The organism is Xylanibacter ruminicola, assembly GCF_900107775.1.
Taxonomy (GTDB): domain Bacteria; phylum Bacteroidota; class Bacteroidia; order Bacteroidales; family Bacteroidaceae; genus Prevotella; species Prevotella ruminicola_C.
Map to the genome: position 1 here is coordinate 49,139 of NZ_FNRF01000007.1, position 18,834 is coordinate 67,972.

Annotated in this window: 18 protein-coding genes; 9 read left to right on the forward strand and 9 right to left on the reverse strand. The window is 45.2% G+C overall.

The window, feature by feature from the left end:
* Positions 1-53 precede the first annotated feature (53 nt).
* Positions 54-968, forward strand: a complete 915-nt coding sequence (gene menA, locus BLU97_RS14920) for a 1,4-dihydroxy-2-naphthoate octaprenyltransferase (RefSeq protein ID WP_074762254.1) — start codon at positions 54-56, stop codon at positions 966-968.
* On the opposite strand, the gene BLU97_RS14925 is transcribed toward menA, so the two are convergent.
* From BLU97_RS14925 to uvrB, 3 genes are all read right to left on the reverse strand, one after another.
* Positions 965-3,295, reverse strand: coding sequence for a putative porin (locus BLU97_RS14925; RefSeq protein WP_074762255.1), 2,331 nt, complete (start codon positions 3,293-3,295; stop codon positions 965-967). The genes menA and BLU97_RS14925 overlap by 4 nt on opposite strands.
* Positions 3,296-3,476: 181 nt before the next feature.
* Entirely contained in the window at positions 3,477-4,094 is a 618-nt protein-coding gene (locus tag BLU97_RS14930; RefSeq protein WP_074762256.1) for a DUF4468 domain-containing protein, read from the reverse strand.
* Between the two features lie 104 nt (positions 4,095-4,198).
* Positions 4,199-6,238, reverse strand: coding sequence for an excinuclease ABC subunit UvrB (uvrB, locus tag BLU97_RS14935; protein ID WP_074762257.1), 2,040 nt, complete (start codon positions 6,236-6,238; stop codon positions 4,199-4,201).
* 109 nt (positions 6,239-6,347) lie between these two features.
* On the opposite strand from uvrB, the gene BLU97_RS14940 reads away from it, so the two are divergent.
* The 4 genes from BLU97_RS14940 (at position 6,348) to BLU97_RS14955 (ending at position 8,942) form a co-directional block, all read left to right on the forward strand.
* The gene (locus tag BLU97_RS14940) at positions 6,348-7,175 is read left to right on the forward strand and encodes an outer membrane protein assembly factor BamD (RefSeq protein ID WP_074762258.1); all 828 of its coding nucleotides are present in this window, start codon (positions 6,348-6,350) and stop codon (positions 7,173-7,175) included.
* A gap of 3 nt (positions 7,176-7,178) precedes the next feature.
* Complete coding sequence (locus BLU97_RS14945) at positions 7,179-7,517, forward strand: DNA-directed RNA polymerase subunit omega (RefSeq protein WP_013063820.1); 339 nt, start codon at positions 7,179-7,181, stop codon at positions 7,515-7,517.
* A gap of 1 nt (position 7,518) precedes the next feature.
* Positions 7,519-7,980, forward strand: coding sequence for a DUF4293 domain-containing protein (locus tag BLU97_RS14950; RefSeq protein ID WP_074762259.1), 462 nt, complete (start codon positions 7,519-7,521; stop codon positions 7,978-7,980).
* Positions 7,981-8,156: 176 nt separating this feature from the next.
* Complete coding sequence (locus BLU97_RS14955) at positions 8,157-8,942, forward strand: hypothetical protein (RefSeq protein WP_074762260.1); 786 nt, start codon at positions 8,157-8,159, stop codon at positions 8,940-8,942.
* Between the two features lie 58 nt (positions 8,943-9,000).
* Here the strand turns inward: BLU97_RS14955 and BLU97_RS14960 are convergent, their stop codons facing one another.
* Positions 9,001-10,362 carry a TrpB-like pyridoxal phosphate-dependent enzyme gene (locus tag BLU97_RS14960; RefSeq protein ID WP_074762261.1) on the reverse strand — a complete coding sequence of 454 codons (1,362 nt, stop codon included), beginning with the start codon at positions 10,360-10,362 and terminating at the stop codon, positions 9,001-9,003.
* A gap of 142 nt (positions 10,363-10,504) precedes the next feature.
* Here BLU97_RS14960 and BLU97_RS14965 point away from each other — a divergent pair, with 142 nt between their 5' ends.
* Positions 10,505-11,938 carry a sodium:solute symporter gene (locus BLU97_RS14965; RefSeq protein WP_074762262.1) on the forward strand — a complete coding sequence of 478 codons (1,434 nt, stop codon included), beginning with the start codon at positions 10,505-10,507 and terminating at the stop codon, positions 11,936-11,938.
* On the opposite strand, the gene BLU97_RS14970 is transcribed toward BLU97_RS14965, so the two are convergent.
* From BLU97_RS14970 to BLU97_RS14985, 4 genes are all read right to left on the reverse strand, one after another.
* On the reverse strand, positions 11,859-13,463 hold the full coding sequence (locus BLU97_RS14970; RefSeq protein ID WP_175456399.1) for a response regulator: 1,605 nt from the start codon (positions 13,461-13,463) through the stop codon (positions 11,859-11,861). The genes BLU97_RS14965 and BLU97_RS14970 overlap by 80 nt on opposite strands.
* 396 nt (positions 13,464-13,859) lie before the next feature.
* Positions 13,860-14,792: a thioredoxin-disulfide reductase gene (gene trxB / locus BLU97_RS14975; RefSeq protein ID WP_074762264.1), complete on the reverse strand. Its 933-nt coding sequence runs from the start codon at positions 14,790-14,792 to the stop codon at positions 13,860-13,862.
* A 29-nt stretch (positions 14,793-14,821) separates the two neighbouring features.
* Positions 14,822-15,373, reverse strand: a complete 552-nt coding sequence (locus BLU97_RS14980) for a glutathione peroxidase (RefSeq protein ID WP_028908565.1) — start codon at positions 15,371-15,373, stop codon at positions 14,822-14,824.
* A gap of 104 nt (positions 15,374-15,477) precedes the next feature.
* Positions 15,478-15,732 carry a type B 50S ribosomal protein L31 gene (locus BLU97_RS14985; protein ID WP_013064062.1) on the reverse strand — a complete coding sequence of 85 codons (255 nt, stop codon included), beginning with the start codon at positions 15,730-15,732 and terminating at the stop codon, positions 15,478-15,480.
* Positions 15,733-15,882: 150 nt separating this feature from the next.
* Here BLU97_RS14985 and BLU97_RS14990 point away from each other — a divergent pair, with 150 nt between their 5' ends.
* Genes BLU97_RS14990 through udk form a run of 3 tightly spaced genes read left to right on the forward strand, consistent with a single transcriptional unit; the run spans position 15,883 to position 18,115 of the window.
* The gene (locus tag BLU97_RS14990; RefSeq protein WP_074762265.1) at positions 15,883-16,926 is read left to right on the forward strand and encodes an endonuclease/exonuclease/phosphatase family protein; all 1,044 of its coding nucleotides are present in this window, start codon (positions 15,883-15,885) and stop codon (positions 16,924-16,926) included.
* Entirely contained in the window at positions 16,926-17,504 is a 579-nt protein-coding gene (locus tag BLU97_RS14995; RefSeq protein WP_074762266.1) for a uracil-DNA glycosylase family protein, read from the forward strand. Before BLU97_RS14990 ends, BLU97_RS14995 begins: the two co-directional genes overlap by 1 nt.
* Positions 17,501-18,115, forward strand: a complete 615-nt coding sequence (gene udk / locus BLU97_RS15000; protein WP_074762267.1) for a uridine kinase — start codon at positions 17,501-17,503, stop codon at positions 18,113-18,115. The genes BLU97_RS14995 and udk overlap by 4 nt, the downstream gene beginning before the upstream one ends.
* On the opposite strand, the gene BLU97_RS15005 is transcribed toward udk, so the two are convergent.
* A complete protein-coding gene (locus BLU97_RS15005; RefSeq protein ID WP_074762268.1) occupies positions 18,102-18,749 on the reverse strand; it encodes an HdeD family acid-resistance protein in 648 nt (215 codons plus the stop codon). The genes udk and BLU97_RS15005 overlap by 14 nt on opposite strands.
* Positions 18,750-18,834: the final 85 nt, after the last annotated feature.

Sequence of the window (18,834 nt, forward strand, 5' to 3'; positions counted from 1 at the left end):
CTTTGCAAATTTACAAAAAAGTAGTTACTTTTGCAAGAAATTTTAAGAAAATTATGGCAGAAGAACAAAAAATAGTGACGGATTCGGCTAAAGCTTGGTTGTTGGCCGCCCGTCCAAAAACATTATCAGGAGCTGCAGTTCCGGTGATGATTGGTATGGCTTTAGCTTATACAGATTCAGCTAAATATGGCGAGGGAACCTTTAGTTGGATTGCAGCATTGCTGTGCTTGCTGTTTGCATTTGCCATGCAGATAGATGCCAATTTTATCAATGATTTTTTTGATTTTGTAAATGGTACCGATGATGCGGAAACACGATTAGGTCCACGTAGAGCCTGTGCACAGGGATGGGTAAAACTGGATTCGATGAAGAAAGCGATTGCTTTGACAACCTGCGTAGCATGTGTGATAGGTTTACCGCTGGTGTATTATGGTGGTTTTGAGATGGTACTGGTTGGTATGGTATGCGTACTTTTTGCATTCCTTTATACTACGTGGTTCTCGTATCAAGGTTTAGGCGATTTGCTGGTACTTGTGTTTTTTGGTTTGGTACCTGTTTGCTGTACCTATTATATACAACTTCATGAGTTTACTTGGGAGTTGGTACTTGCTTCGATAGCTTGCGGACTGGTTATCGATGCGCTTCTGATTGTGAATAATTTCCGCGACAGAGATAACGATCGCGAGGCTGGTAAGAATACCATTATTGTGCGTTTAGGTGCAAAAGCCGGTTTGCAATTGTATGTTGGTGTTGGCATTGGCGCAATGATTCTTGGTGGTACTTTCCTTTTGAATGGTCATCTGCTTGCGTTTGTATTTCCGTTCATCTATCTGGTGCTTCATTTTATAACATACCTGAAGATTAAGCGTATATATCAAGGAAAAGCGCTGAATCTCTGCTTAGGAGAAACAGCGCGTAATATCTTTATCTATGGTGTTTGTGTGAGTCTTGGACTTCTGCTGCTTTAGTTGAAGAAAGGCCACGAGACACCAAAGTGTAATACTGATCCGTTAGTGGGATAGTGTGGTGTGAGGAACTTCATGTGGTTTGCGCCACTGTTCACCACATTGGTCATTACCAGGAAGAATCTTACACCCTTCAGTGTCATGTTCGCATAAACATCAATAAAGGGGAATTCTCCCAATTCAACACGGCTGGCCTCGTTCTTCTGAACTGCAAACTGGTTGATGGCAGGACTGTAATCGGGAGCGTAATACTTGGTAAAGTAGGTGGCGTCAGCACCCAGTTCTACACCCAGAACCTTGGCTATCTTAAACTTCAGATAGAGATTTGTGAAGATATTCAGGTCGGGTAAGGGTAAAACCTCCTTGTTGCTGGATTTCTGATAGGTGATGACATTCTCCCAGTTCAATGGGCCCAAGCGGAAGTTCTGATGCAGCTGTGCTGTAAGTATCTGTATGTTGTCGCCTTCCTGATAAACACCGGCGGTCATATTCTTACGTCCTCCATCATCGGTCAGGTCGTAACTCATGCCATAATAGGTGTAATTCTTGATATTCTCGGCAGCTATGCGCAGTTTGGTATTGGTCTTCTGATAACTGAACAGTCCTTCAATACGGCTGCGGGTTTCTCTGTCGAAGTTGTTATCCCACCAGATGTGCTTAGAGTGATAGGTGGCCTGCAGGAATACAGGGTTGCACTGCTGATAGAAAGCCGATGCTGCCAGCTGGACGGTATCACCGAATAATGGGAAGTTGAGATCGGTACTGAAGTCGATAGTCATGTCGCCTGCATCTGCTCCAGAAAGCCATCGCTCGGCAGTAAGGTTGAAATGCAGCGTCTTACCTTGCGTCTTACTCAACTGGGCACCTAATGTAAGGTTATACTCTTTCCATTTATTCCAAAACAGCAAACCGTTCTCTAATTCAGGCATCTGGTAGGTGTTGTGCTCGTACGAAACAAACGCCTTCAATCCGGCCTTCACATATTTATTGAAACCTTCGAGCAGGGCCAATGCAAACGTGTTTTTGATATGCTGGTGTTTAACCTGATCGTAAATCGAGTCGTTACCATATACCAGACCCTGATTATAATAGGTGTTCTGATAATAATCAATTGGCGTGCTATATGCCTGATAGATATGGTTATAGTTGCTGATATCGAGGGTGTGGATGAAACTGGTAACAGGTACGTATTCGCGTTTCATCGTGGCGTCGATAGAATCTTGAATAGCCTGCAAGCGATTCAAACTATCGATGGCAGCCTGACCGTCAACTTTTATGCGGGTGGTGTCGGCAGCTATATCGAGCGCGTCTCTTTGTGGCTCTTTGCCTACCACCTTGGCTCCTTCGGGGCGACCGGTTGGCTTCTTGGTATCTTTTTCTTTGCGCAACTCTTTCTTGTCGGCATTCTGCTGCTCCTTTTCTGCCTCGTGCTCCTTCATCGATTCCTTGGCAAACTGGCGGGCCTTGATTTCTTCGTCGGTCATCTTAACCATGCGATAGAAACCAATGTTGTAACGATGACTCAGGAACAGGTGCTGGTGGTCGTTACGGTTCCAGTTCTTTGAGAGCACGGTAGGAATTTCACTCTCTGTATAATTGTCGGTGAATGATTCGGGATGGGTTACATAATCATCGGTAGTGATACCACCATTCTCCGAAGCTTTCTGGTGAGCGGCATTAAAGAAGAAATGCATCTGATAGCGGTCGCCTAAATACGAACCAAACAAGGTTCCGTTAAAATGCGAAACGTTCTGATTGCTGTAATAGCCGCGGGCATAAGCATAATCCAGATCGAATCCGAAGTTGAGTCGCTTGTTGGCGTTTACTGCGAATTTGGCATCGATATGGTCCTCGCCGTTGGTCTTATCGCCGCAATTGTCGTAAAGTACGCTGGTATAGGGCGACAAGGTGTTCATGTACAGCAATTCGTCTGGCTTCTTATTCACAAAACTGTAGGGCTCGGTGAATATGAAGTAATCGCCATAAGGACGGTCGATAAAGATACGACTCAGTCGGGCGGTATAGTTGCTTCCCGTGGTGTTATAGTCGCCATACATGCCACTGTTGAAAGTGGTGTTCATAAACAAGTGGGACAGGGTGTCGGGCTCTGTAGGAATTACATCACCAAACCTTCTGTCGATAGTCCACGTATAGAGTCCCTTGGGGATTTCCTTGTGCTGTGTGCTATCCTTGCTGTTCTTATTGGAATTCTCGCTTCGGCGGCTTATGTTTCCGTTCTCATCAATCTGATTGAAATCACGGTCGGTCTGAGCGCTGACATGTGCCAGCGCCAGTAGTGCTACGATAAGTGTGGATAGTCTTCTGTACATAGATTATTTGATCATTCGCATAGACGATTCGGCTATCTTGAAGCACATCGAGAATAAGATGATGTACAAACCGAGGGTATGTCGTTCTTCGTTCTTAGATAGAAAAAAGATCAGTCCCACGATTGCGCCAATCATGAAGATTAAATTCAGAATATTGCGTATCTGGTCTTTGCTCATATTATTATTTATCGTTTAACAACGTATTGAACTTATTGAAGATGAAGTCCTTACGGTCAATTGTTTTGCGACGGAATTTTGCCGATAGCGGATAGAGCTTGGTGTGCTTCTTGTTAACAGCGTACTTGTCGGTAATCCATTCTTCGGCAGTATAGCGTACGGGCTTGCGATCGATGTCGTAGTTATACGAAATGTGGGCGATTTTTACATCGGCCTGCTCATCGCTGCATTTCACAATCAGTTGGAAGTTCAACTGTGTGCGGTCGAGCGAAAGTGTGGTATTCTTGAATACCAGCCACTCATGGAATACGGCACCCAGCTCATGCTTGTCGGCATCTTTGATAGCAATAGCACTATTGGCAATCTGGTTGGGCTCGTTTACCATCTTTTCCATCTGCTTAAGCAGAATGTCGTAAATCTGCAGAGCTGATTTGCCTGGTGCCTTGATGGTAGTCTGCCAGCAAACCTTGCCGTCAACCTCTGGTACTGCACCATCTGCCAGATATTTTGCATCTGGGTTTACTGTTGGAACTGGTTCCTGTTCGATACGCTCCCAAGTATTGTCCTGAGCCGAAGCTATTACAGGCATTGCCATCAGTATGGCTATCAAAAACTTTTTCATATTTACACTATTTTATTTATAAAACCGTGCAAAAGTACTAAGATTTTTTTATAATCAGGCACGGATTACACGGATTAACACGGATTTTATTATCTTTTCACTTTTTATTTAAGTTCCAATTCCTTTTGTAAACGAACGATTTCATCACGATATTGTGCAGCTTGCAGGAAGTCGAGCTGTTTGGCTGCTTCTTTCATCTTGCGTGTTGTCTCTTCTATCAGCTTTTCCATCTGCGGTCTGGTCATGCGCTCCTCTATTGGGTCGGCAGCCACTCTCACACCGGCATCGCCGTTTTCGGCAGCCATCGAGAAGTTGCGTATCAACTCCTTCGTGTCGGCACGGTTTTCCTTCTGTAAAGCGTTGAAACTCAGGTTTTTCACAATCTGCTTTGGAGTGATGTGATGCTCCTCGTTATACTTCATCTGTTTGAGGCGGCGGCGCAAGGTTTCATCGATGGTTAGCTGCATCGATGCTGTGATGGTATCGGCATACATAATCACCTTGCCGTTTACGTTACGGGCGGCTCGACCGGCTGTCTGCGTTAAGCTACGATGACTGCGCAAAAAACCTTCCTTATCGGCATCAAGGATAGCAACGAGTGATACCTCAGGCAGGTCGAGACCTTCACGAAGTAGGTTTACACCTACCAGTACGTCGTAAACGCCTTGGCGCAAATCGCTCAGAATCTTTACACGGTCCAGTGTGGCTACATCGCTATGGATGTAGGCGGTTTTTACGCTGTGGTTCAGCAGATATTCTGTGAGTTCCTCGGCCATGCGCTTGGTCAGTGTGGTGATGAGTACACGCTCACCACGATGACTACGAGTCAGGATCTCGTCCATCAAGTCGTCAATCTGATTCTCGCTGGGGCGTACCTCAATCTCTGGGTCGAGCAGGCCTGTAGGTCGGATAACCTGTTCAACCACTACGCCCTCGGCCTCATTCAACTCGTAATCGGCTGGGGTTGCGCTCACGTAGATAACCTGATTCACTTCCTGCTGGAATTCCTCGAACTTCAACGGACGGTTATCGAAGGCGGCAGGCAAACGGAAGCCATATTCTACCAGGTTCTGCTTGCGGCTGCGGTCGCCGCCATACATGGCGCTGATTTGCGGTACACTTACGTGACTCTCGTCGATAATGAGCAGATAGTCGTCGGGGAAGAAATCCAGCAGACAGTAAGGACGTTCGCCAGCTTGGCGACCATCAAAATAGCGACTGTAGTTCTCGATACCCGAGCAATGGCCCAGTTCCTTAATCATTTCCATGTCGTACTCTACGCGTTCCTTAATGCGTTGAGCCTTGATGTTATCGCCAATCTCCTCGAAATAGAGCACTTGTTTCATCAGGTCGTCCTGAATCTGGTGGATGGCTATGTTGGTTTGCTCTTGCGAGGTCATAAAAAGGTTGGCTGGGTACAGGCGGTATTCGTCGAAACTGGCCAGTCGATCAAAGGTAACGGCATCCATCTCTTCGATGGCGTCGATCTCGTCGTCCCAGAATGTGATGCGGAGTACCACCTCGCTATAGGCCATCGCAATATCTACGGTATCGCCCTTTACGCGGAAGTTACCTCGCTGCAAATCCAAGTCGTTTCGTACATATAATGCGGCTACCAACTTTCTTAACAAAGCATTGCGGTCAAGAATCTGACCTTTCTTTAGCTCGATTACATTCTCCTGAAGCGCTACAGGGCTTCCCATACCATAAATGCATGATACGGATGATACCACAACTACATCGTTACGACCTGAAAGTAGGTTGGATACGGCTGATAGACGCAAGCGGTCGATCTCGTCGTTGATGGCCAGATCCTTTTCGATGTAAGTATCGGTGGTGGGTAGATATGCTTCAGGTTGATAGTAGTCATAATAGCTTACATAATACTCTACGGCGTTCTGTGGAAAGAAACCTTTCATTTCTTCGTAAAGCTGTGCTGCCAATGTCTTGTTATGACTCAGAATCAGGGTAGGGCGATTGTGTTGCGCAATCACGTTTGCCATCGTAAATGTCTTACCCGATCCCGTTACTCCAAGCAGTACCTGAGCACGGTCTCCGCGATCCAATCCCTCAGTTAACTGACGTATCGCCTCGGGCTGATCGCCAGTGGGTTTATATTCCGATGTTAGTATAAATTTGCTCATTGAGTGTGCAAAGATACGAATAAGTTATTAAAAAAACATCAAAAAACGCCAAAAACCTTACATAAAACTTTGTTATTTGACCGAAAAGTGCTAATTTTGCACCCCGAATATGAATAAAGGTATCATTACATTGGCATGTGCGGCATTACTGCTTAGCAGTTGCGCCTCAGAGTTTAACAGTGTCTACAAGTATGGCGACACTGATTATAAGTATGAGTATGCTAAAGAAGCATTCGCATGTGGAAAATTCCAGCAGGCTACTTCGCTGTTGGAAGAACTGGTGACTATCAAGAAAGGTTCTGACGAAGCTCAGGAGTGTCTATATATGTTGGGTATGGCTCAGTATGGCAATATGGATTACGATGCGGCTTCGGAAACTTTCAAGAAATATACTACAAGCTATCCTCGTGGAACCTATGCCGAGTTGGCTTACTTCTATGTAGGTCAGTCGTTGTATCAGAGTGCCCCCGAGCCTCGACTGGATCAGTCGCCTACTAATGGCGCCATTACTGCCTACCAGCAGTTTATGGATCTCTATCCCGAGTCAACGCTTCGTCCTCAGGCTCAGTCTCGTTTGTACGAGCTCCATGAGAAACTGATTCAGAAGGAGTATCTCTCAGCCGAGTTGTATTACAATCTGGGTGGCTACTTCGGTAACATCAACTCAAACGAGGAGAGTAACTACAATGCTTGTATCATTACGGCCCAGAACTGCTTGAAGAACTATCCTTACTGCAGTATTCGCGAGGATTTGATGCTGCTCATTATGAAGGCTAAGTTCGAGTTGGCCGAGAACAGTTCGGAGGAGAAGCGTATGGATCGCTATCGCGATGCCGAGGACGAGTGCTATGGATTCCTGAACGAGTTCCCTGAGTCGAAGAATGCCGCAATGGCCGAGAAGTTTATCAATAAGTGCAAAAAAGTTATTAAAGATTAAGATATGGATTATAAGAAGTCAAAAGCACCGGTTAACACCGTAACACGTAACATTATGGATCTGTGTGAAGACACAGGTAACATCTACGAGAGTGTAGCTATCATTGGCAAGCGCGCCAATCAGATCAGTCTGCAGATTAAGGACGATCTCTCTAAGAAGCTGGCTGAGTTCGCTTCATATAACGATTCACTCGAGGAGGTATTCGAGAATCGTGAGCAGATTGAGATTTCTCGTTACTACGAAAAGCTGCCAAAACCAAGTCTTCTGGCTACTCAGGAGTTTATTGAGGATAAGGTTTACTGGCGTGATCCTTCTCGCGAGAACCAGAATCAGGAAGATTAATATGATACAGCGTAAGCAGACATTATATCTTTTGGCGGCCATTATTATGACCGTCATTTGTCTTTGTATGCAGATAGGCTCATTCAAGTTGGGGGGGGGTACTGTAGCAAAGGTATTCAACCTTTGGTTTACCGATCCGCTTGGCAAGCATCATTTTGATACTTGGCCCTTGATGGCTGTTCTGCTGCCTACAGCGGTCATCGCTACCTATACCATATTTATATATAACAACCGTAAGATGCAGGCTTTGTTCTGCTTGTTCAATGTGTTGTTTATCATTGGTTGGTATGTGGTATTCTTTGTTGTAGGTCAGATGGTGGGTGATAAGTCGTGGGGTGCTGTTAGTTTCCGTCCCTCATGGCCTGCAGTGTTCCCTGCAATTGCCCTGATACTTTACCTGATGGCTCGCCGAGCTATCCTGGCCGACGAAAAGTTAGTCCGCTCAATGGACAGAATCCGATAAAAACGATAAGTTTTAGGTATAATTTGCACTCTAGGTACTTTTCAATTGCAAAGTACTTAGAGTGCAAATTTTTTTTAGGTACTTTTTTTAGAGCAATAATTTGCAATTTTGGAAGAATATATTTATCTTTGCAACTGATAAGAATGTGGTAATACTAATATCAAACACTTACGGATATGAAAAAACAACTGATTGCATGTTTTGCGTTGTTGATGGGAATCACTACTGCATCGGCACAAGAGTATTATGAGCGTGGGTTTTTTAACCACGTAGGTTTGAATGTATCGGCAAGCACCGAGGGTATCGGCGTGGGTGTAGCTGCACCTATCACCGACTATCTGGAACTGAGTGCTGGTGTGAACTTTATGCCTGGCGTTAAGATTAAAGGGGATGTTAACGTAGATTACAATCTCGGAGCTCTTCCTGCACAGGTTACTATTCCTAACCACGACAAAGTTAAGATTACTGGCAATTTGAAGCGTACCACAATGGATGTAAAGTTGAACATCTACCCATTCGGAGGTAATTCTACTTTCTTTGTTGCGGGTGGTTTCTCTTTTGGTGGTGAGAAACTTGGCAAACTGACAGGTCATAGCGATGCTATACAGAGTGCTATTACTACTTTTCCAACTTTCAAGGATGTGATTCTGAATAGCATCTCTGCCGAACTTGACAAATATAATGTAAAGTTCGACGAGAATGGTGATATCAACGGCGATATCCGCGTAAAGAATTTCCGTCCGTACGTCGGACTGGGTGTGGGACGCCTGGTACCCAAGCATCGCGTAGGTTTCCGTTTCGAGGCTGGCTGCCAGTTTATGGGAAAGCTTAAAGTATATCAGGACAATAAGGAGGTTAAGATAAACGAGTTGAACGATAGCGATGATGACTTATCAAAGATCATTGATAAATGGACCGTTTATCCAGTACTGAAACTTACGATTACTGGTCGCATCTTCTAAGCGAAAACAATAATCCCCACTCAAACGAGTGGGGATTGCTATTTCTGATAAAATAAGATTACTGCTTATCAAGCTCGGCCAGGTTTTCGGCAATCATCTCATCAGTAACGGTGTAGTTCTGTAGGTCGCCCTTGATGAATGAGTCGTAGCTTGGCATATCAATCAGACCATGACCTGAGAGGTTGAAGAGAATCACCTTCTCCTCGCCAGTTTCCTTGCACTTCTTAGCCTCGCGGATGGTGGCAGCGATAGCGTGACAGCTCTCAGGAGCAGGGATGATACCCTCGGTACGGGCAAACAGCATACCTGCCTCGAAGGTCTCAAGCTGTGGAATATCAACACCACGCATCAGTCCATCCTTCAACAGCTGACTGACAATCATACCAGCACCATGATAACGCAGACCACCAGCGTGGATGTTGCTTGGCTTGAAGTTATGACCCAGTGTGAACATAGGCAGCAGTGGGGTATAACCAGCCTCGTCGCCAAAGTCGTAGCGGAACTGACCACGTGTGAGCTTAGGACAGCTGTCGGGCTCGGCAGCGATAAACTCGGTCTTCTTACCATCGCACAGGTTGTGGCGCATGAATGGGAAGGCGATACCACCGAAGTTAGAACCACCACCAAAGCAGGCAATCACGATATCAGGATACTCGCCAGCCATCTCCATCTGCTTCTCGGCCTCAAGACCGATGATGGTCTGATGCAAACCTACGTGGTTTAATACCGAACCTAAAGTGTACTTACAGTTAGGAGTGGTAGTAGCCAGCTCAACAGCCTCAGAGATGGCTGTGCCTAATGAACCAGAATGGGTAGGATCCTTAGTCAGGATATCCTTACCAGCGCGGGTTGACATCGAAGGTGAACCCTCGACCACAGCACCAAAGGTACGCATGATGCTTGAACGGTAAGGCTTCTGCTGCATGGTAATCTTTACCTGATAAACAGCGCAGTCGAGACCGTAGATTTTTGCAGCGTATGAAAGGGCTGCTCCCCACTGTCCGGCACCGGTTTCGGTGGTTACGTTAGTGGTGCCTTCCTGCTTGGCATAGTAGCACTGAGGAATGGCAGAGTTGATTTTATGTGAACCCAGTGGGTTGGTACTCTCGTTCTTAAAGTAGATATGGGCAGGTGTTCCCAAAGCCTCTTCGAGCGCATAGGCACGAACCAATGGAGTTGAGCGATAGAACTTGTACTTCTCGAGCACCTCTTCTGGAATATCTATCCAGCGATGCTCTGTATCAAGCTCCTGTACACAGCACTCACGAGGGAAGATGTGTGCCAGATCGTCTACACCCAGAGGCTGCTTGGTTGCAGGATGGATGGGAGGCATTGGTTTGGTTGGCATGTCAGCCTGAATGTTGTACCACTGTGTGGGAATCTCACTCTCTTGGAGGATGAATTTTTTTTGTTTAGACATAATATAATACGTTTTAGAATTTGGAATTCTTGCTTAAGGCAAGCGGCAAAGCCGATCACCACTGCAAAGATAACATAATTAATTGAAAATTGATAAATGATAATTGATAATTTTGAAAAAAAGTGTACCTTTGCACACGATTATGTGGATGATTGCAATAATATTAGGCTATTTTGCAGTTTTGTTTGCCATCAGCCGACTGACTGCACGCCGTGCTACTAACGATACCTTCTTTCGTGGTAATCGTCAGTCGCCATGGTATATGGTGGCTTTTGGTATGGTTGGTGCGTCGATATCTGGTGTAACCTTTGTATCGGTGCCTGGTATGGTAACCAGTATCGATATGACTTATATGCAAACCTGTCTGGGTTTTATTCTGGGCTATTTTGCTGTTGCATTCATCCTGCTTCCGCTCTACTATCGTTTGAATCTCACAACCATTTATTCCTATCTGGGAAAGCGATTAGGCCCTCGTGCCTATAAAACAGGCGCCTCGTTTTTCCTGTTGTCGAAGATGACGGGCGCAGTGGTGCGTTTCTATGTGGTATGTATGATTCTGCAGCAGTTTGTGTTCGATGAGATGGGCATCCCGTTTGTGCTAACCGTATCGGCGATGGTGACCCTTATCTGGCTTTATACAAGGGGTGGAGGTATCAAAACACTGGTGTGGACCGATACTTTCCAAACCATCTGTCTGTTCTCGGCCCTTCTCCTTATTATATATAAGGTGGTGGGCGAACTGGGAATGACGATACCTGAGGCTGTTAGTGCGATAGCTGCCGACGAACATAGCCGTATGTTTGTGATGGACGATTGGGTTTCGAAGCAGAACTTCTGGAAGCAGTTTCTGAGCGGTGTGTTTATTGTGATTGTGATGACCGGACTTGATCAGGATATGATGCAGAAGAACCTGACATGTAAAACGCTGAAGGAAGCTCAGAAGGATATGTGTACCTATGGTGTGGCTTTTGTGCCTGCTAATCTGCTGTTCTTGTCGTTGGGTGTTCTGCTGGTGATGCTGGGCGAAACGGGCGTATCAGATACTTTGCTGCCTGGATTTGTTCAGCGTAGCGGATTGTCGGTACTGATTCCTTTCACAATAGGTATTGTGGCAGCCTCGTTCTCGAGTGCCGATTCGGCTTTAACATCGCTTACCACCAGTTATTGCGTAGATATCAGGGGTAGGGTAGGCGACGAGCAGTTGCGTAAGCGTGCCCATTTGGGTATCAGCATCTTGTTTGTGGTGATGATTCTGCTGTTCAGACTGCTGAACTCAACAAGTGTGATTGATGCCATCTATACGATTTGTGGCTATACATACGGTCCGCTGTTGGGACTCTTTGCCTTTGGCATGCTTACCAAGCGTATGCCACGCGATCGGTATGTGCCTTATATCTGCATCGCATCGCCTTTGCTATGCTATGCTATTGATGCGATAACCTGGCATTTGGCTGGTTATCGGTTCGGTTATGAGTTGCTGATGATGAATGGTACGCTTACCTTCCTGGCCCTTTTTGTTTCGAGTTCAGCAAACCCTCCAGGAACTCCTTCGGCTGAATGCCAAACTGTTTCTTGAAGCAAGTAGCAAAGTAGCGTGGGTCGTGGAATCCAACGCTATAAGCCAAATCGCTGACACGCAGATTGGGGTTCTCCATGCCCAGGCGTCGGGCCTCTTTCATTCTTACATCACGAATAAAAGCCGATACATTCATGCCTGTAATTGATCGTAACTTATTATATAAGGTAGAAGCACTGGTGCCCATGTCGGCAGCTAATGCATCGCGATCATAAGATTCGTCGTCGATGTGTTTATGGATGTTTGCCAGAACCTGATTAACAAAAGCTTCGTCGGGACTTGGGGCTTTGGCAATGTGTTTTACTTCTTCCTCAGCACTGAACTGACTGAATTCTGTCTGCATGCGTTTGCGATTCTCGATGATGTTATCGATGCGTAGTTTCAGATCGCCTAAGCGGAATGGCTTTCTCAGATATTCGTCGGCTCCGCTTTGTAATGCTTCCTTCTCGTCTTCCTCCTGTGTCTTGGCTGTCAGCAAGATGATGGGCAGGTGATTATAGTTAGGGTCGGCTTTAACGGCTTTGGTTAGTTCGATACCATCCATCTCGGGCATCATCACATCTGATATAATCAGATCGAGCTCTTTTTCATGTATCACTTTTATAGCCTCGGCACCATTGCGGGCTATGTATACATGATAGGTGGTCTTTAGCAGTTGCTGCATTAGCATCAGTAATTCCAGATTGTCCTCTACTACCAATAATTTATAGCCATCCTCAATAGGATCTTCTGGATCTGCATTTACATCTGGTACGATGGTATTGATATCTACGATGGTGTTCTTAGGAATATTGAAATCAATCTTATGCTTTTCGTCGATCTGATCAGGTGCAAAGGTTTCTTTCTTGATAGGGAGTCTGACGATAAACTCTGTGCCCTTTCCCTCTTCGCTGTGGCAGGTGATGGTTCCTCTGTTCAGATAAACCAGATCCTGCGTTAACGACAGACCTAACCCAGTTCCATTTGTCTGATGCTGTCGGTAATCGCCATCATGAAAGCGTTTAAATAGGTGTTTCATCTGTTTGGCAGAGATACCATCGCCATCGTCGCTCACCTTGATTTCTACCTCGTCGTATTTATCGTTGGTGATGGCGCTGATCGACACGGTGCCACCTTCTTTGCCATATTTGGCTGCGTTAGATAATAAGTTATAGATAATCTTATCCAACTTGTCGGTATCAATCCAGCCCATCATGCTTTCTGGCTGACAGTTGATACTGAACTTCATGTCTTTCTTGCCAATAAGTGGCTCCAAGCATTCGGCGGTTTGGCGTATATACTTCATCACATCACCCTGAGCAACCAGCAACCGTAGCTGGCCCGCATCAGATTTGCTGGTTTCCAGAATCTGCTGTAACAGTCTCACCATGCGCTGAATGTTGAATTGCATCAAGTCGTATTCATGACTGTACTGCGGTTCGGTGTCGCGCAACTTGTCGACAGAGGCCGAGATGACTGATAGGGGAGTTAGAAGCTCGTGCGTAATATTTGTAAATATGGCGCTGAGTCGTAATCTTCTTCGCACTTTTTGGCTTCGCAGGAATAAACGTCTTCCTACGAGGAGAATAATGGTCAGAATTACCATTATGATGAGGGCTAATAGTAAACGGTTGTCCATACTTTTATAATTATTGGTTGTGCAAAAATAGTTATTTTTTCGATATCAATCAACTTTTTTCGATAAAATTCGTCGTTTTAAGCGTTAAAATGTATAAAATTGGTGATTTTGTGTTCATTTTGCGTTAATTCACGCATTTTCAACAACAAAAAACTTAAATTAAACATCCATTTCAAAAACTTGCCATATCTTTGCATCAGAAAAAGATTTTAATGGTTAAGGTTTATGGTTGATTAATTTAGTTTTTTAAGTAATTTTTTTGGGGAAAAGGTTCGTCGTGAGACGAGCCTTTTCTCATTTATATTACTTATTCAACAAGAATCTCTCAGCCTCGATAGCCGCCTGGCAACCTGAACCTGCAGCAGAGATAGCCTGACGATATACAGGGTCGGCGCAGTCGCCAGCTACGAATACACCAGGAACCTTGGTCTTAGGTGTTCCGTCAATCTTCTTCAGATAGCCTGTTTCGTCCATATCCAGCCACTCCTTAAAGATGTCGGTATTGGGCTTATGGCCAATAGCCAGGAAGAAGCCGTCGATAGCAATGTCAACCAGTTCCTCATCGTCTTCACCCTTACGCTTAACCAGATGGGCACCTTCGACACCATTCTCGCCATAAAGACCAAGGGTGTTATGCTCGAACAGAATCTCGATGTTCTCGTTCTCCTTCACACGCTGCTGCATCACCTGTGAGGCGCGAAGGAATGGCTTGCGTACAATCAGATATACCTTCTTGGCCAATCCTGCCAGGTAAAGGGCGTCCTCACAAGCTGTATCGCCACCACCAACTACGGCAACTGTCTTCTTGCGATAGAAGAATCCGTCGCAGGTAGCGCAGGCTGATACGCCCTGTCCGTTATACTTGCGCTCATCGTCGAGACCTAAGTACTTGGCTGAGGCGCCTGTAGCGATAATCACGGTGTCGGCCTCAATCTCTGTACCGTCATCGGCTGTGCATACGTAGGGGGCCTTTGAGAAGTCGACCTTCACAATCTCGCCGTTACGGATATCGGTTCCAAAGCGCTGAGCCTGCTCCAGCAGGTCCATCATCATCTGGTTGCCGTCAACACCCTGAGGATAGCCAGGGAAATTCTCAACCTCAGTGGTCTGAGTGAGCTGTCCGCCAGGCTGCATGCCGCTATACTCGATTGGACTCAAGTTGGCACGCGAGGCGTAAATGGCAGCTGTATATCCAGCAGGACCGCTACCGATAATTAAACACTTAGTATGTTCCATATGATATCTGTTTATTTATATGTTGGCTATTACTTAAGCAGCTCTTCAATCTGCTTGGCAATATTCTCAATATTCTCAGTAGGCTCAAAACGAGCAACAACCTGTCCCTTCTTGTTAATCAGGAACTTAGTGAAATTCCACTTAATGTCAGCCTTCTGCTTATAGTCAGGATCCTCTTTCGAGAGCATGTCGTCGAGAATAGGAGCAATCTTGTGGCTCATGTCCCAACCAGCAAAGCCCTTCTGCTCCTGCAGGAACTTGTACAGAGGATCGGCGTCGTCGCCATTTACCTTAATCTTCTTAAAGCGTGGGAACTCAGTACCAAAGTTCAGCTTGCAGAACTCGTGGATACTCTCATCGGTACCAGGTGCCTGCTGTCCGAACTGGTTGCAGGGGAAGTCGAGAATCTCGAAACCCTGACTATGATACTGCTCATAGAGTTTCTCCAGTTCATCGTATTGTGGAGTGAATCCACACTTAGTTGCTGTGTTTACAATCAGCAGCACCTCGTTGGCGTACTCTTTCAGAGATACGTCTTTTCCTTTTCTGTCCTTGACAGTGAAGTCATAAACTGTTTTCATATCGTGTTGTAATAATATTCGGGTTGTTGTAATAAAAAAAAGATGCGGCCTTGGCATATGCAACTACCATGGACGCATCTTTTAATGTTCTTTGCGGTTTTATCTTACTTCTTCGCAGCCTTACCGTAGCGGCTCATGAACTTATCAACACGTCCTGCAGTGTCAACGAGCTTGCTCTTACCTGTGTAGAATGGGTGAGAGGTGCTTGAAATTTCGACTTTTACCACTGGGTAAGTTTCGCCTTCGAACTCTACAGTGTCATTTGTCTTTGCAGTAGACTTCGTAAGGAACATATCGCCGTTGGACATATCCTTGAATACGACGGGGCGATAGTTTTCTGGATGAATACCTTTTTTCATTTTGAGTTTAAATATTAATGTTAAAATACTATTTTCGCATAAAGCGGGTGCAAAGTTACGAAGATTTTTCCGAATTTACAAACTTTTTGTGCATTTTTCTTTGTTTACTCAATTTTTTGTGCTATTTTTGCAAGCATAAACAGTACTAATATGCGTAAATTTCAGTTTTTAACGTTTTTATTACTCCTTGTTTTGGTGGGATGCCAAGCCAAGAATAAAAAAGAGCAACAAGTGTATGGCATTGGTTTTTATAATCTTGAGAATCTTTTTGATACCACTCACGACGAAGGTAAGAACGATTATGAGTTTCTGCCTGACGGGTCGTTTAAGTGGGACACCGAGAAATATAAGTGCAAGCTGCATAACATGGCTCGCGTGCTGGCTGACATGGGTACCGATAAGTTGCCCGAGGTTGGTTGTGCTGCCATTGGTGTGGCAGAGGTTGAGAATGCCAAGTGCTTGACAGACCTATGCAATCAGCCTGCTTTGAAGGCTCGCAACTTTAAGTTCGTGCATATCGAAGGTCCCGATCAGCGTGGTATTGATTGTGCTTTGCTTTACAATCCCCAGCTTTTTAAGGTTAATCATGTAAAGCTTGTACCTTATATATATAATAGACCAGAGGATGCCGGTCGCGCTACTCGTGGTTTCCTGGTGGTTAGTGGTACGATGGCCAAAGAGCATGTTACTATTATCGTTAATCATCTGCCATCGCGTGGTGCACCATCGTATGCCCGTGAGGATGGTGGTTTGCAGTTGCGTGTAGTAAAAGACTCGTTGCAGAAGTATGATCCCAAGGTAAAGCTGTTTATCATGGGGGATATGAACGATGACCCCAACGATGCATCGATGGCAAAATGCCTGGGTGCTAGACGCGAAATAAGTGAAGTAGAGGAGGGAGGACTTTATAATCCTTGGTGGAATATGTTGGCCTCTGGTCAGGGTACACTTCAGTTCCAGGGCTCATGGAACCTGTTCGATCAGATTATCCTCTCGTCGAATCTGCTCAATAAGTCAGGTAAGGAGGATTACTCTACACTGAAACTCTTTGATTATCAGGTGTTCCGTCGCGATTACCTGATTCAGCAGGAAGGCGCATATCGTGGCAATACACTACGTACCACCGCTGGTGGCAAATGGCTGAACGGCTATAGCGATCACTTACCCACTTTGGTTTATTTGAAGAAGAACTGATGAGCGAAATAATAGAATCACATCCCTTCGAGCCTTTTATGCCTGGGCATGCAAAGCTATTGATGCTCGGCACTTTCCCTCCTGCTGAAAAGCGATGGTGTATGCGTTTCTATTACCCCAACTTCATCAACGACATGTGGCGAATCTTTGGCATCTGTTTCTTTGATAACAAGCAGCATTTTGTGTTGGAACAGGAGAAACGCTTTGATTTGGAACGGATAATCCCTTTCCTGAATGAAAAAGGAATTGCCATGTATGATACGGCCACCCGTATTCGCAGAACAAAGGATAATGCTTCGGATAAGGACTTGGAGATTGTAGAAGAGACCGATCTTGATGCCATGCTCAGAAGCTTGCCTTGCTGCGAGGCTGTGATAACAGCAGGCCAGTTGGCCACCGACGTTTTTTGTAACCATTATGGTATTAAAGGCCCTAAAGTTGGCGAATATGCAGAGTTTATACTTGACGACAGGGTGATACGACTCTATCGCATGCCAAGCAGTTCGAGGGCTTACCCCATGAAAACAGAGCGTAAAGCAGAATTTTATAACATCGTATTTAAATACTTAAGATTATGACAATCATTGGAATTGCAGGCGGTACCGGTTCGGGTAAGACTACCGTAGTAAAGAGAATATCCAAAGCGCTGCCTCCTCATTGTGCAGCAGTTGTTCCCCTCGACTCGTATTATAATGATACTACAGGCATGACTCCCGAGGAGCGTAAGGCTATCAACTTCGACCATCCAGACGCTTTCGACTGGAAGTTGCTCACCGAGCATATCAAGAAGTTGAAGAATGGCGAGGCTATTGAACAGCCCACCTATTCGTATATCGAGAGTAACCGCTTGAAGGAAACCGTTCATGTAGAGCCCAAGCCTGTGATTATTATCGAAGGCATCATGGCGTTGCATCACAAGAAACTACGTGATATGATGGACTTGAAGATATTTGTAGATACTGATAGCGATGTGCGTCTGATCCGTAACATCCGTCGCGATGTGGTAGAGCGTGGACGAACAGTAGAAATGGTACTGGATCGCTACGAAAAGGTGTTGAAGCCCATGCACGAACAATTCATTGAGCCAACAAAGAAGTTTGCCGACCTGATTGTTCCCTGGGGTGGAGATAACCGCACGGGTATCCACATCCTTAAGACATATATCGAAGGAATCGTTACGGGAGTGTAGTCACTTCCGTAACTTTTTCATCGCCATCTTTCACTTCCTCGGCTACAGGTATCTCCTGCGCTTTCTCTGCTCTACGCTTGTTAGAGTGAATCTTCAGCGAGTTGATGATTTCTGTAACTCCATAGAGCAGCGAGCACCAACCTAATATCGTCATAGCAATGCTGGCAGGACTCATGGGTTTAATCATCACATAAAGACCAGTGAGGAGAATGAACGATGGGAATATCCAATAACCAAAGCCGATACCGCCCAGTCGGCGTGCTCTTACCAATGCCATATACTGATTGATAGCACCCAGAACCAATATGGCACCGATGATGTACATCAGGGCAGTAATAAATATAGTTGGGGTGAGGGCCAACATCAGTCCAAGGATAATACTACCCAAACCAACAAGTGGGAAAGCCGGTTTGTCACCAGCTATCACCTGTCCGTTTTCGTCCATAATCTTATATTCGGCAACATGCTTGGTGGCATTGTAATATACCACCATCGAGATAACACCTGACAGCAGGAATAATATACCAATAGCAACTGTAATCCAAGTTACAGTATTATCTGGATACTTAATCAGCATGATACCAATGGCTATGGCGCAAATGGCACGGAAAATGGAACTCTGTAATATCTTCATATATAATAATTCTAAGTTTTACGCTGCAAAAATAATAAAATAAGGTGGAAAAAGCAAATTATTCTGTAATTTTGCAGCAAAATTT

Bases quoted from the DNA above. Each gene is read 5' to 3' on its own strand.
- BLU97_RS14995 (WP_074762266.1), top strand. From the start codon at position 16,926: ATGAGCGAAATAATAGAATCACATCCCTTCGAGCCTTTTATGCCTGGG.
- BLU97_RS14965 (WP_074762262.1), top strand. From the start codon at position 10,505: ATGTGGATGATTGCAATAATATTAGGCTATTTTGCAGTTTTGTTTGCC.
- BLU97_RS14985 (WP_013064062.1), bottom strand. From the start codon at position 15,732: ATGAAAAAAGGTATTCATCCAGAAAACTATCGCCCCGTCGTATTCAAG.
- menA (WP_074762254.1), top strand. From the start codon at position 54: ATGGCAGAAGAACAAAAAATAGTGACGGATTCGGCTAAAGCTTGGTTG.
- BLU97_RS14950 (WP_074762259.1), top strand. From the start codon at position 7,519: ATGATACAGCGTAAGCAGACATTATATCTTTTGGCGGCCATTATTATG.
- udk (WP_074762267.1), top strand. From the start codon at position 17,501: ATGACAATCATTGGAATTGCAGGCGGTACCGGTTCGGGTAAGACTACC.
- BLU97_RS14955 (WP_074762260.1), top strand. From the start codon at position 8,157: ATGAAAAAACAACTGATTGCATGTTTTGCGTTGTTGATGGGAATCACT.
- trxB (WP_074762264.1), bottom strand. From the start codon at position 14,792: ATGGAACATACTAAGTGTTTAATTATCGGTAGCGGTCCTGCTGGATAT.
- BLU97_RS14930 (WP_074762256.1), bottom strand. From the start codon at position 4,094: ATGAAAAAGTTTTTGATAGCCATACTGATGGCAATGCCTGTAATAGCT.
- BLU97_RS14980 (WP_028908565.1), bottom strand. From the start codon at position 15,373: ATGAAAACAGTTTATGACTTCACTGTCAAGGACAGAAAAGGAAAAGAC.
- BLU97_RS15005 (WP_074762268.1), bottom strand. From the start codon at position 18,749: ATGAAGATATTACAGAGTTCCATTTTCCGTGCCATTTGCGCCATAGCC.
- BLU97_RS14945 (WP_013063820.1), top strand. From the start codon at position 7,179: ATGGATTATAAGAAGTCAAAAGCACCGGTTAACACCGTAACACGTAAC.
- uvrB (WP_074762257.1), bottom strand. From the start codon at position 6,238: ATGAGCAAATTTATACTAACATCGGAATATAAACCCACTGGCGATCAG.
- BLU97_RS14940 (WP_074762258.1), top strand. From the start codon at position 6,348: ATGAATAAAGGTATCATTACATTGGCATGTGCGGCATTACTGCTTAGC.
- BLU97_RS14960 (WP_074762261.1), bottom strand. From the start codon at position 10,362: ATGTCTAAACAAAAAAAATTCATCCTCCAAGAGAGTGAGATTCCCACA.
- BLU97_RS14990 (WP_074762265.1), top strand. From the start codon at position 15,883: ATGCGTAAATTTCAGTTTTTAACGTTTTTATTACTCCTTGTTTTGGTG.
- BLU97_RS14925 (WP_074762255.1), bottom strand. From the start codon at position 3,295: ATGTACAGAAGACTATCCACACTTATCGTAGCACTACTGGCGCTGGCA.